We start from the raw sequence: 12,278 nt of genomic DNA, 5'->3' as shown, positions 1-12,278 counted from the left end.
ATGAACGCGACATCATCCGTGGGCGCGCTGCTGCTGTGCCGGGCCGAGCCCGGATCCGTGCGGCCCGTGGCCCATCTGCTGCGCGAGCGGATGCTGCTCGCACCCGCCGGGGACGAGTGGAGCGTCCTCGTCCCGGAGGGCACGCCCTGGCAGGACAGACAGGAAACGCGGAGTGCGGCGGAGTCGGAGGGGGAGCAGCCGGTCGACAGTGTGCTGGCCGGCTGGGCCACCGCACTCGCGGTCGGTTCGACCTGGCCGGTCCTCGCGCTGTGGTGGGACGGCGACCGTGCGGGCTACACACTCGCGTCCGGCTTCCGGCGGCCCGTCGGCTACGTCTGGCTGACGGACGGCACCCCGGCCGGGGAGGACGAGGCGATGCGTACGTTCGCCGCGCGGCTCGGCCTCGATCCCGTGCTGGACATCCAGCAACTCGAAGCGCTGACCCGCCCCGACCCCGAAGCGGACGCCCATACCCGGCTGCGCGGGCTGCTCGCCGTCCTCGCCCGCATCGGCGTGACGCTCCCGCCGGGCCTCGAACCCGGCGAACCGGCCGACCGGCTGCACACCGCGGCCGGCGGCCGGCCCGAAACGCAACGGATCGCGTGGGCAGGCTGGCGCGATGCGGTGAAGCTGGAACTCGACGCGGTCGAGAACAGCGGCCTCGGCCCGTGGGTGCGCGGCCCCAGGGCCCGTGCGCTCGCCGCAGCCCAGCTCGCCGCGGGTCTCCCGCTCGTCGCCTGGGGGATCGGGCGCCGCAACGGAGGGTGGGCCTTCGCGGGGGCGCTCCTGCTCGCGCACGGGGCGGCCGGCCTCGCGTACGACCGGATCCGGGACGGCAGATCCTAGCTCCGGGCGTCGCCCTACTCGTCGTCCTCGTCCTCGTCGTCGAGCCGGGCGAGCCAGGTGGCGAGGCGCTCGACGGGCACCTCGAAGTCGGGGTTGAGATCGACGAAGGTACGCAGCTGCTCGGCGAGCCACTCGAAGGTGACCTCCTCCTCGCCGCGCCGCTTCTCCAGCTCCTCGATGCCACGGTCGGTGAAGTACATGGCGGCAAGTTTAATGCCTGGTGAGCGCCCCCGGCCGGGCCCGGCGGGACGATGCGAACGACCCCTGGAACCGGCGCGGCCCGACCCGGTGTCATGGCCGATGTGCCTCGCATCGGTCACGTACTGCCGTTAGCCTGCGGGGAGTTCAGGGAACGGGGGGTGCCAATGAGCGACAGCGAGGCCCACCCCTACGTGGCGGGCACCCGCGCCAACCATGCGCTCGTTCTGCGCAACGTGGGCGAGCGGGAACACGCCCACGTTCTCATCGAGGAAGCGCTCGCCGACATGACCCGGGCCGTGGGCGAGAACCACCCCTGGACCCTGGGCTGTGCGATCAACGCGTCGGCACTGCGCAATCTGATCGGCGACCCCGAATCCGCCGCCTCGCTCATGGAGTCCACCATCAGCCGCGCCACCGAGGTCCTCGGTCGCACCCACCCGCTGACACTCTCGGCCCGGATCGCCCACGCGGCGGACCCGGGCGAGGTCCGGGACCGGCAGCGGGCCGAGAAGATCGAGACCGAGGCGCTGGACGACCTCCTGACGACCTTGGGGGGACAGCACGTCCACACGGTCTCGGCGCGGTCCCGCAACCGGCCGTACCGGGACTTCGAGCCGCAGATCATCTGACACCGCGGCGGGCCGCACCCCGCACACACCGGAGGGCCCGGCCCCGCGATCACTCGCGGGGCCGGGCCCTCCGGTTCGTACAGCCGCTGATCAGGCCTCGAAGACCTCGGCGACCAGCTGAGCCTGCTCCGCCTGGTGCCGCTTGGCCGAGCCGACCGCCGGGGACGAGCCGTGCGGCCGCGAGATGCGGCGCAGGCGCTCACCGTGCGGGACGTCGGCGCCGACGGCCAGGTCCAGGTGGTCGATCAGGTTCAGGGCGATGAACGGCCAGGCGCCCTGATTGGCCGGCTCCTCCTGGGCCCACAGGTACTTCTCGGCGTTCGGGTACTTGGCGATCTCGGCCTGGAGCTCGGCACCCGGCAGCGGGTACAGGCGCTCCAGACGGATGATCGCCGTGTCCGTGACACCGCGCTTCTCGCGCTCGGCCTCCAGGTCGTAGTAGACCTTGCCGGCGCAGAAGACGACCTTGCGGACCGCGTTCGGGTCGACCGAGTCGTCGCCGATCACCGGGCGGAAGCCGCCGGTGGTGAACTCCTCCACCTTCGACGCCGCCGCCTTGAGGCGGAGCATCGACTTCGGGGTGAAGACGATCAGCGGCTTGTGGTGCGGGTTGTGCACCTGCCACCGCAGGAGGTGGAAGTAGTTCGACGGGAGCGTCGGCATGGCGACCGTCATGTTGTCCTGCGCACACATCTGGAGGAAGCGCTCCGGGCGGGCGGACGAGTGGTCCGGGCCCTGGCCCTCGTAGCCGTGCGGCAGGAGCAGCGTGACGCCGGAGGTCTGGCCCCACTTCTGCTCGGCCGAGGAGATGAACTCGTCGACGACGGTCTGCGCGCCGTTGACGAAGTCACCGAACTGGGCCTCCCAGATGACCAGCGACTCCGGGCGGGCCAGCGAGTAGCCGTACTCGAAGCCCATCGCCGCGTACTCGGAGAGCAGCGAGTCGTAGACGTTGTAACGGGCCTGGTCGTCGGCGAGGTAGAGCAGCGGGGTGTAGTCCTCGCCGGTCACCTGGTCGACGAGGACCGCGTGACGCTGACCGAAGGTGCCGCGGCGGGTGTCCTGACCGGCGAGCCGGACCGGAGTGCCCTCCATCAGCAGCGAACCGATGGCCAGGGTCTCGCCCATGCCCCAGTCGATCGTGCCGTTCTCCACCGAGGCGGCACGACGCTGCATCTGCGGCATCAGGCGCGGGTGGACCGTGATCCGCTCCGGGATGTTGACCTGGGACTCGGCGATCCGCTTCACGACCTCCTGGGAGACCGCGGTGGTGACGGCGACCGGGAACTCGGGCTGCACGTCCGGGACATGGGTCTGAGCCGGGTGCGAGGTGGCTTCGCGGACCTCCGCGAAGACCTTCTCCAGCTGGCCCTGGAAGTCCTGGAGCGCCTGCTCGGCCTCTTCCAGCGTGATGTCGCCGCGACCGATGAGCGACTCGGTGTACAGCTTGCGCACCGAGCGCTTCTTGTCGATCAGGGTGTACATCTGCGGGTTGGTGAACTCCGGGTTGTCGCCCTCGTTGTGACCGCGGCGGCGGTAGCAGATGAGGTCGATCACGACGTCCTTGTTGAACGCCTGGCGGAACTCGAAGGCGAGACGGGCCACCCGGACGACGGCCTCGGGGTCGTCGCCGTTGACGTGGATGATCGGTGCCTCGATCATGCGCGCCACGTCGGTGGCGTACATGGAGGAACGCGACGACTCGGGGGCGGCGGTGAAGCCGACCTGGTTGTTGATCACCACGTGCACGGTGCCGCCGGTGCGGTAGCCGCGCAGCTGCGACATGTTGAGCGTCTCGGCGACGACGCCCTGGCCCGCGAAGGCCGCGTCGCCGTGGAGCGCGACGGGCAGGACCGTGAAGTCCGTGCCGCCCTTGTTGATGATGTCCTGCTTGGCGCGGGCGATGCCCTCCAGGACCGGGTCGACCGCCTCCAGGTGCGAGGGGTTCGCGGCCAGCGAGACCTTGATCTGCTCGCCGTCCAGACCGGTGAAGGTGCCCTCGGCGCCCAGGTGGTACTTCACGTCGCCGGAGCCGTGCATCGACCGCGGGTCGAGGTTGCCCTCGAACTCCCGGAAGATCTGCGCGTACGACTTGCCGACGATGTTCGCCAGGACGTTCAGCCGGCCGCGGTGGGCCATGCCGATGACGACCTCGTCGAGACGGGCCTCGGCGGCGGAGTCGATGACGGCGTCGAGCAGCGGGATGACGGACTCGCCGCCCTCCAGCGAGAACCGCTTCTGGCCGACGTACTTGGTCTGCAGGAACGTCTCGAACGCCTCGGCGGCGTTGAGGCGGCGCAGGATCCGCAGCTGCTCCTCGCGCTCCGGCTTCGGGCGCGGACGCTCCACCCGGTCCTGGAGCCACTTGCGCTGCTTCGGGTCCTGGATGTGCATGAACTCGATGCCGGTGGTGCGGCAGTACGACTCACGCAGCACACCGAGGATGTCGCGGAGCTTCATCATCGTCTTGCCGGCGAAACCGCCGACCGCGAAGTCCCGCTCCAGGTCCCACAGGGTGAGGCCGTGCTCGGTGATGTCCAGGTCGGGGTGCTTGCGCTGGCGGTACTCCAGCGGGTCGGTGTCGGCCATGACGTGACCGCGGACCCGGTAGGAGTGGATCAGCTCGAAGACCCGCGCGGCCTTGGTGACGTCGTCGTCGTGCGAGGCGTCGATGTCCTTGAGCCAGCGGACCGGCTCGTAGGGGATGCGCAGCGCCTTGAAGATCTCGTCGTAGAACTCGTTCTCGCCGAGCAGCAGCTGGGCCAGGATCCGCAGGAACTCGCCGGAGGCGGCGCCCTGGATGACCCGGTGGTCGTACGTCGAGGTCAGGGTCATGACCTTCGAGATGCCCAGCTTGTTCAGGGTGTCCTGGGAGGTGCCCTGAAACTCCGCCGGGTAGTCCATCGCGCCGACACCCATGATGAGGCCCTGACCGGGCATCAGGCGGGGCACCGAGTGGACGGTGCCGATGCCGCCGGGGTTGGTCAGCGAGGCGGTGACTCCGGTGAAGTCGTCCATGCCGAGCTTGCCGATGCGGGCGCGGCGGACGATGTCCTCGTACGCCTGCCAGAACTCGAAGAAGTTGAGCGTCTCGGCCTTCTTGATGGCCGCGACGACCAGCTGGCGGTCGCCGTTCGGCTTCACCAGGTCGATGGCCAGACCGAGGTTGACGTGCTCCGGCTTGACCAGGGTCGGCTTGCCGTCCTTCTCCGCGAAGGAGTAGTTCATCGACGGCATGGCCTTGAGGGCCTGCACCATCGCGTACCCGATGAGGTGCGTGAAGGAGATCTTCCCGCCGCGGGCGCGCTTGAGGTGGTTGTTGATGACGATGCGGTTGTCGAAGAGCAGCTTCACCGGAACGGCGCGGACGGACGTGGCCGTCGGCAGCTCCAGCGAGGCGTTCATGTTCTTCGCAACGGCGGCGGACGGGCCGCGCAGCGTCACGTACTCGGGGCCCTCTGCCGCCGCGGTGGCCGGGGCCGCCTTGGCGGGGGCCTTCGCGGCCGGCGCGGCGGGTGCCGCGGGCGCGGCCTTCGCCGGAGCGGCCGGGGCAGCGGGTGCGGCAACCGCGGGCGCCGCCGGGGCGGCGGGTGCGGCGGCCGGAGCCGGAGCCGGAGCCGGAGCCGGAGCCTGGGCCACGGGCTGCGCAGGAGCGGCGTGGTCGGTCTGCGCCGGTGCGGTGGCAGCCGGGGCCGGAGTCACCGCAGCCCCCGCGGCTGCGGTGCCGGGAACGGGCTTGTCCGCCGTGCCGGACGTACCCGGCTTGTAGTCGGCGAAGAAGTCCCACCAGGCGCGATCGACCGAATTGGGATCCTGGAGGTACTGCTGGTAGATCTCGTCGACGAGCCACTCATTGGGGCCGAAAGCGGCAGCCGGGTTTGCACCCGGGCTGGCTTGGTCGGTCGAGATGCTCGAGTTACTGGGGGACTGAGACGACACGGCGGCAACCGCCCTCTTCCGCTTCACAAGGTGATGGACAGCGGAAATCAAGGCTACGCCTCCTTGACCGTTCCATGCAGACCGGGCCGGTCTTCGTCGTGCAAGTCACATCAAAGAGCGGGTTTCGGCGCTGGAAATGGCGGGAAACAAGCGTGGTTCCGCTTCACTCCGGGTACGCGTGGCCGTGGCTACGGCCACGTGGACCATATCCCCTCGTGGGACGATGCGTAGAACGTGCCCTTCCGGTTCGGGCCCCGCGTCAACTGCGTGGTTGAGAGATCCCCGGAAGGGTGACCTGGATCCGGCAACCGCGAGCCGATTCGGCCACCCCGATGCGACCGCCGTGCAGATCCACGGCCCAACGGGCGATCGCCAGGCCCAGGCCCGTACCGCCGTCACTGCCCGGACCGTGCGGGGACGCCACCTTGCCACGGTTGAAACGCTCGAAGACCCGGTGTCGCTCGGACTCCGGAATGCCCGGACCCTCGTCCAGGACCTCGAGATCCAGCGACTCCGGCAGCGTGCCGCGCCGTGCCCGCACCGTGACGCGGCCGTGCGGCGGGCTGTGCTTGACCGCGTTGTCGATCAGATTGGCCACCACCTGGTGGAGCCGCTCCGCGTCCGCGTGCGCGGTCAGCTCGGGCGGTGACACGTCCAGGTGCAGATGTACGTCCGTGCGGGTGTGGTTCCCGGAGCCGGAGGACAGCCGGCGGTGCGAGGCGGCGAGGTTCGCTTCCTTCAGCACGCCCGAGAGATACGGCCACACCTCGAAACGGCGGGCCTTGAGGGTGACCACCCCGTTGTCCAGCCGGGACAGGTCCAGCAGCGTCTCCACCAGCCTGCCGAGCCGCTCCGTCTGTTTCAGCGCCGTGCGCATGGTCTCCGGATCAGCGGCGGAGACCCCGTCCACGACGTTCTCGAGGACGGCTCTCAGCGCCGCGATGGGCGTGCGCAGCTCATGCGAGACATTGGCCACCAGCTCCTTGCGGTGCAGGTCCACGGCCTCCAGATCATCCGCCATGAGGTTGATCGTCTGGGCCAGATCGCCGAGCTCGTCCCGCCGGTCCGCGCCCCGCACCCGTCGGGTGTAGTCGCCGTGCGAGATCGACCGGGCGACTCTCGTCATCTCGTCCAGCGGCGCCGTCAGCCCGTGGGCCACGAACTGGGTGATCAGCAGCGTCGCGATCACCGAGAACACCGTGATGAACCGCAGCTCGGTCCTGGTGCGCACCGCCACCATCAGCAGCCCGGTCGTGATGAACACCGAGACCACGACCAGCGTGCCCAGCTTGGCCTTGATCGAGAAAGGGCGCAGTCCGGAGCCGGGCCGGGTCATGGCGCCGGGGTCTCCAGGGCGTAACCGACGCCGTGCACGGTACGGATCCGCTCCGCACCGATCTTCCGGCGCAGTGCCTTGATGTGGCTGTCGACGGTGCGGGTGCCGGAGGCGTCCGCCCAGTCCCAGACCTCCGCGAGCAGCTGCTCCCGGGAGAGCACCGCGCGCGGCGTGTTGGCCAGGCAGACCAGCAGGTCGAACTCGGTCGGCGTCAGGTGGACGTCCTCCGCGCGCACCCGGACCCGGCGCTGGGCGTGATCGATCTCCAGCTCGCCGAGGCGCAGGATGCCGCTGCGCGGCGTCACCGCGGCCAGCGCCGCGCGCTCGACCCGGCGCAGCAGGACATGCACCCGGGCCGCCAGTTCACGCATGGAGAACGGCTTGGTCATGTAGTCGTCGGCGCCGACACCGAGGCCGACCAGCATGTCGGTCTCGTCGTCCCGGGCGGTCAGCATCAGTACCGGCACCGGCCGCGCGGCCTGAACGCGGCGGCAGACCTCCAGGCCGTCGAAGCCCGGAAGCATGATGTCGAGCACCATCAGGTCGGGCTGCCAGGCCTCGGCCGCGTCGACGGCCGCGGGGCCGTCCAGCGCGGTCTGCACCAGAAAGCCCTCGGCCCGAAGGCGTGCGGAAATGGCGTCGACGATCGTCGCGTCGTCCTCGACCACCAGCACCCGGCGCTGCGCGCCCGGGGTGGCCGCGACACCGTTGTGGGTGGTGTGTGTCTGTTCCATCGCCCCGCCCCTGCCCGTTCTCGCGGGGGTCATTCCCCCGGACGCACGGTCTTCGCTTGTGAATTTCGTGGGTGATCCCGTTTGCCGCTCAGCAGCGTAAAGCCAGCAGGCTGTTCCCGGCTACGCAGGGTGTAACGGCACGGGAACGGGTTGGACGCGAGCAGGCGGCGGAGTGTCTGTCTTGTGGCGCTTGGCCCCCGGGCGTCCGGGGGCCCCGGACGCCCGGCGGGGAACCTCAGCCGTCCCGAAGTGCGAGATGAACCACGTCGGGCACACCTCGGGCAACACGCACCTCTTCCGTCCATACCTCAACGAATCCGGCATTCTTCAGGGCCTGTTCGAAGGCGGCGGACGGCTGCGCGGACCACACCGCCAGCACCCCACCCGGGCTGAGCCGTTCCCGGCAGTCCGCCAGACCGGAAGCGGAGTAGAGACTTCCGTTGTCCTCGGTGACGGTCCAGTCCGGTCCGTTGTCGATGTCCAGACACAACGCGTCGTAACGGTCCGTAGTCGTACGCAGATATGTGACGAGATCCGTCGCCAGGATCGCCGTCCGCGGATCGGTGAGCGCCGCGGCGGAGATACGGGCCAGTGGCCCGTCCAGGTGCCAGTCGATGATCGCCTGCTCCCTCTCGACCACCGCGATACGCCCCCAGCGCGGCTCGGCGGCGGCATGCGCCAGCGAGAAGCCGACCCCGAGCCCTCCGACGAGCACTGCCGGATCCGTCCGCCCGGCGGGCAGCGCGGCGAGTGCGGCATCGATCAGCAGCCGTTCGGAGCGCCCGTCCGCGGTGTCCATCAGAAAGCACCCATTGGCGATGATCTCGAAGTTGTCCCCACGCTCCCGCAGGACGACCTCCCCGTACGGTCCCTCGCGGCGGTCGAGTGTGACGGAGCTGTGAGCGGTGCGGCGGTCGGCGGTCGGCATGTCCTCGGTCTCCGGTAGGCGGCAGATGGATTCCCACCATCCTCGTCGGACGGCGCGGGCGGGGTCGAAATCGGTGGATCCGGGTGGGGCGCGAGGAGTCGAAGGGCAGGTGCCCTGCCCGCCTCTGGTGCACCGGCGCGCGGATGCCGGCGGTTCGGTCAGGGGCGAGGCGCCTTCGAGCCGTGCACCGCTATGTACTCGGCTGCCAGCCACGGCGCCAGGTCGTCGATGAGCATGGTGAGGAGCGCCGGGTCCGTCGAGGGGGTGCGGCCGGTGGCCGCGGCGACGCGCATCTGCTCGATCCGCTCCGGGTGGTACCGGCCGAAGATCTCCGCAGATTCCTCCAAGTCGCTGGTCCAACCGCCCCAGCGCGGCATGACCAGGGTGAAGCCGGACCGGACGACACGGCGGGCGACGCCGCGGCTGAGGCTCCTGCGTTCCGCGTCCGTGAGGGCTTCGGCGGCACGGCTGCGCCATCGGGGAAGTGACAGGCACAGATCGCCGTTGGTCTCGCGGGCGAGCAGTGAGGTGGGGCGGTAGCGGGGCAGTCGGCGGGCGAGGTCGTCGCCCAGGAGCGGGATGCAGAGGCAGGCGAGGAAGAAGCCGAGGTCGTTGCGCTCGAGTTCGCTGAGCAGGGTGCCGGCGCCGAAAAGGAGGATGCCGACGCCCTCGATCTGGTCGAACGTGGCGTCGAGAGCGGCCTCGACGGCCCGGGCGGCGGCCTGGTCGGCCTCGGTCGGTTCGGCATGCAGGGCGAGCAGCAGGTCCAGGTCGGAGACGCCGGGAATGGCGGTGCCCCGCGGAATGCTGCCGTACAGGTAGGCGCTGTGCAGCTGCGCGGCGCCGAACGCTTCGGTGATCCGGGAGCGGGCCGCCTCGACCACGGGGGCGAACGCTGCCGGTACGCGGCTCAGCGAGCCTTCACGTCTGATCGTCCCGTCCTGGGCCAGGCCCCTGTCGTCCACGTGTGTGTCACCCATGCGGGCACTCTCCCCCGTGCGCGCGGCGGCCGCGAACGGATTTCGCAGGTGGCAGCGGGGTGGAAGGGAGATCGCTGAGAGCGAACACGACCCCGGGAACATTAAGTCGCTCAGGAGCATTGAGCCTGCATAGCTCAACTTGAATGCCGAAGGGGAGATCATGGCAACTGAGCCCAACGCGGTCACTCCGCTGACCTTGCCTGTGCTGCCGCTCGACGACGAGGTCGTGCTGCCCGGAATGGTGGTTCCTCTCGACCTGTCCGACACCGACGTGCGGGCCGCCGTGGAGGCCGCGCAGGCAGCCGTCCGGCCTGGTGGCGGCAAGCCCGAGGTGCTGCTCGTGCCGCGGATCGACGGGACGTACACCGGCACGGGTGTGCTCGGTACCGTCGAGCAGGTCGGCCGGCTCTCCGACGGCGACCCCGGTGCCCTCATCCGCGGCCGTGACCGGGTGAGGATCGGCGCCGGGACCACCGGACCCGGGGCCGCGCTCTGGGTGGAGGGGGCCCGCGTGGACGTGTCCGTCCCCGAGCCGCTTCCCGGTGTCGCCGCCGAGCTGGTCAAGGAGTACAAGGCCCTGGCCACCAGCTGGCTGAAGAAGCGCGGCGCCTGGCAGGTCGTGGACCGGGTCCAGCAGATCGACGACATCTCTGCGCTCGCCGACAATTCCGGTTACTCACCCTTCCTCACCACCACCCAGAAGGTGCAGCTCCTGGAGACCGCCGATGCGGTCGCCCGGCTGAAGCTCGCCATCCAGTGGCTCGGCGAACACCTCGCCGAACAGGACGTCGCCGAGTCCATCGCGAAGGATGTCCAGGAGGGTGTCGACAAGCAGCAGCGCGAGTTCCTGCTGCGGCGCCAGCTCGAAGCCGTACGCAAGGAGCTTTCCGAGCTCAACGGTGACCCGGAGGACGAGTCCGACGACTACCGGGCACGCGTCGAAGCCGCTGATCTTCCCGAGCGCGTCCGTGAGGCCGCGCTCAAGGAGGTCGACAAGCTGGAGCGCTCGTCCGACCAGAGTCCCGAGGGTTCCTGGATCCGCACCTGGCTGGACACCGTCCTCGAACTGCCGTGGAACGAGCGCACCGAGGACGCGTACGACATCCGCGCCGCCAAGGAGATCCTCGACGCCGAGCACGCCGGCCTGGAGGACGTGAAGGAGCGGATCACCGAGTACCTCGCCGTGCGCAAGCGCCGTGCCGACCGCGGTCTCGGGGTCGTCGGCGGGCGCCGCGGTGGTGCGGTGCTGGCCCTCGTCGGGCCTCCCGGTGTCGGTAAGACGTCCCTCGGCGAGAGCGTCGCGCACGCCATGGGGCGCAAGTTCGTCCGTGTCGCGCTCGGCGGTGTGCGGGACGAGGCGGAGATCCGCGGCCATCGGCGTACGTACGTCGGTGCGCTCCCCGGACGCATCGTCCGCGCCGTCAAGGAGGCCGGTTCCATGAACCCGGTCGTCCTGCTCGACGAGATCGACAAGGTCGGCTCCGACTTCCGCGGCGACCCGGCCGCGGCGCTCCTCGAAGTGCTCGACCCGGCGCAGAACCACACCTTCCGCGACCACTACCTGGAGGTCGAGCTGGACCTCAGCGACGTGGTCTTCCTGGCCACCGCCAACGTGCTGGACGCCATCCCGGAGGCCCTGCTCGACCGCATGGAGCTGGTCAGGCTCGACGGCTACACCGAGGACGAGAAGGTCGTCATCGCCCGGGACCACCTGCTGCCGCGCCAGCTGGAGCGGGCCGGCCTGGAGAAGGACGAGGTGACCCTCGAGGAGTCGGCGCTGCGCAAGCTGGCCGGCGAGTACACCCGCGAGGCGGGCGTACGCAACCTGGAGCGGTCCGTCGCCCGGCTGCTCCGCAAGGTCGCGGCCCAGCACGAGCTGGGCGACCGGGAGCTCCCGTTCACCGTCACCGACGAGGACCTGCGGGGTCTCATCGGACGGCCGCACCACGTTCCCGAGTCCGCCCAGGACCCGGCCGAGCGCCGCACCGCGGTGCCGGGCGTGGCGACCGGACTCGCGGTGACCGGTGCCGGCGGCGACGTGCTGTTCGTGGAGGCGTCGCTGGCCGATCCGGAGACGGGTGCCGCCGGACTGACGCTGACCGGCCAGCTCGGCGACGTCATGAAGGAGTCCGCGCAGATCGCGCTCAGCTTCCTGCGGTCGCACGGCGCCGAGCTGGAACTGCCCGTCGCCGACCTCAAGGACCGGGGAGCGCACATCCACTTCCCGGCGGGCGCGGTCCCCAAGGACGGCCCCAGCGCCGGTATCACGATGACGACGGCACTGGCCTCGCTGCTCTCCGGGCGGCTGGTCCGTACGGATGTGGCGATGACCGGCGAGGTGTCGCTGACCGGACGGGTACTGCCGATCGGCGGCCTGAAGCAGAAGCTGCTGGCCGCTCACCGCGCCGGGATCACCACCGTGGTGATCCCGAAGCGGAACGAGGCCGATCTGGACGACGTGCCGGCCGAGGTCCTCGACAAGCTGGAGGTCCACCCGGTGACGGATGTCCGTCAGGTGCTGGAGATCGCTCTCGTCCCGGCTTCGGCCAGGGCGGAGGAGAGGATCCCGGCCGCGGCGTGAGCGCCATGGCGTGACGGGCGTGGCATGACGTGCGCGGCCGGTCGGACGGCCCGCACCCCCGAGAGGGCGGTGCGGGCCGTTCCGCATGTCCCCGGGTGTCCGCG

8 protein-coding genes and 1 pseudogene are annotated in these 12,278 nt (G+C 70.3%); 3 read left to right on the top strand and 6 right to left on the bottom strand.

The features are described 5' to 3' along the window. Positions 1-846 (top strand): hypothetical protein, encoded by an 846-nt coding sequence (locus ACIA8E_RS01920; protein ID WP_399293179.1) that lies wholly within the window; start codon positions 1-3, stop codon positions 844-846. A 14-nt stretch (positions 847-860) separates the two neighbouring features. On the opposite strand, the gene ACIA8E_RS01915 is transcribed toward ACIA8E_RS01920, so the two are convergent. Further along, positions 861-1,046: a DUF6104 family protein gene (locus ACIA8E_RS01915; protein ID WP_007266501.1), complete on the bottom strand. Its 186-nt coding sequence runs from the start codon at positions 1,044-1,046 to the stop codon at positions 861-863. A 183-nt stretch (positions 1,047-1,229) separates the two neighbouring features. On the opposite strand from ACIA8E_RS01915, the pseudogene ACIA8E_RS01910 reads away from it, so the two are divergent. Then, a pseudogene (locus ACIA8E_RS01910) lies at positions 1,230-1,676 on the top strand (tetratricopeptide repeat protein); the annotation flags it as partial. A gap of 90 nt (positions 1,677-1,766) precedes the next feature. Here ACIA8E_RS01910 and ACIA8E_RS01905 read toward each other — a convergent pair. The 5 genes from ACIA8E_RS01905 to ACIA8E_RS01885 form a co-directional block, all read right to left on the bottom strand. After that, complete coding sequence (locus ACIA8E_RS01905) at positions 1,767-5,615, bottom strand: multifunctional oxoglutarate decarboxylase/oxoglutarate dehydrogenase thiamine pyrophosphate-binding subunit/dihydrolipoyllysine-residue succinyltransferase subunit (protein WP_399293177.1); 3,849 nt, start codon at positions 5,613-5,615, stop codon at positions 1,767-1,769. A gap of 259 nt (positions 5,616-5,874) precedes the next feature. Next, the gene (locus tag ACIA8E_RS01900; RefSeq protein ID WP_399293175.1) at positions 5,875-6,951 is read right to left on the bottom strand and encodes an ATP-binding protein; all 1,077 of its coding nucleotides are present in this window, start codon (positions 6,949-6,951) and stop codon (positions 5,875-5,877) included. Continuing rightward, positions 6,948-7,685 carry a response regulator transcription factor gene (locus ACIA8E_RS01895; RefSeq protein ID WP_006127534.1) on the bottom strand — a complete coding sequence of 246 codons (738 nt, stop codon included), beginning with the start codon at positions 7,683-7,685 and terminating at the stop codon, positions 6,948-6,950. The genes ACIA8E_RS01900 and ACIA8E_RS01895 overlap by 4 nt, the downstream gene beginning before the upstream one ends. 235 nt (positions 7,686-7,920) lie before the next feature. Beyond that, a complete protein-coding gene (locus ACIA8E_RS01890; RefSeq protein ID WP_399293173.1) occupies positions 7,921-8,613 on the bottom strand; it encodes a spermidine synthase in 693 nt (230 codons plus the stop codon). A gap of 158 nt (positions 8,614-8,771) precedes the next feature. After that, entirely contained in the window at positions 8,772-9,593 is an 822-nt protein-coding gene (locus ACIA8E_RS01885; protein ID WP_399293171.1) for a nucleotidyltransferase, read from the bottom strand. Between the two features lie 160 nt (positions 9,594-9,753). On the opposite strand from ACIA8E_RS01885, the gene lon reads away from it, so the two are divergent. Next, the gene (lon, locus tag ACIA8E_RS01880; RefSeq protein WP_399293169.1) at positions 9,754-12,174 is read left to right on the top strand and encodes an endopeptidase La; all 2,421 of its coding nucleotides are present in this window, start codon (positions 9,754-9,756) and stop codon (positions 12,172-12,174) included. The last annotated feature ends 104 nt before the right edge of the window (positions 12,175-12,278 follow it).

The sequence above is a fragment of the Streptomyces sp. NPDC051664 genome (assembly GCF_044453545.1).
In the GTDB taxonomy this organism is placed as follows: Bacteria; Actinomycetota; Actinomycetes; order Streptomycetales; family Streptomycetaceae; genus Streptomyces.
Note: the sequence above shows the minus strand (reverse complement) of the source record. Positions and strands in the feature narration are given on the sequence as shown.

Coding starts and splice junctions, on each gene's coding strand:
- ACIA8E_RS01915 (WP_007266501.1), bottom strand. CDS start 1,046: ATGTACTTCACCGACCGTGGCATCGAGGAGCTGGAGAAGCGGCGCGGC.
- ACIA8E_RS01890 (WP_399293173.1), bottom strand. CDS start 8,613: ATGCCGACCGCCGACCGCCGCACCGCTCACAGCTCCGTCACACTCGAC.
- lon (WP_399293169.1), top strand. CDS start 9,754: ATGGCAACTGAGCCCAACGCGGTCACTCCGCTGACCTTGCCTGTGCTG.
- ACIA8E_RS01885 (WP_399293171.1), bottom strand. CDS start 9,593: ATGGGTGACACACACGTGGACGACAGGGGCCTGGCCCAGGACGGGACG.
- ACIA8E_RS01895 (WP_006127534.1), bottom strand. CDS start 7,685: ATGGAACAGACACACACCACCCACAACGGTGTCGCGGCCACCCCGGGC.
- ACIA8E_RS01920 (WP_399293179.1), top strand. CDS start 1: ATGAACGCGACATCATCCGTGGGCGCGCTGCTGCTGTGCCGGGCCGAG.
- ACIA8E_RS01900 (WP_399293175.1), bottom strand. CDS start 6,951: ATGACCCGGCCCGGCTCCGGACTGCGCCCTTTCTCGATCAAGGCCAAG.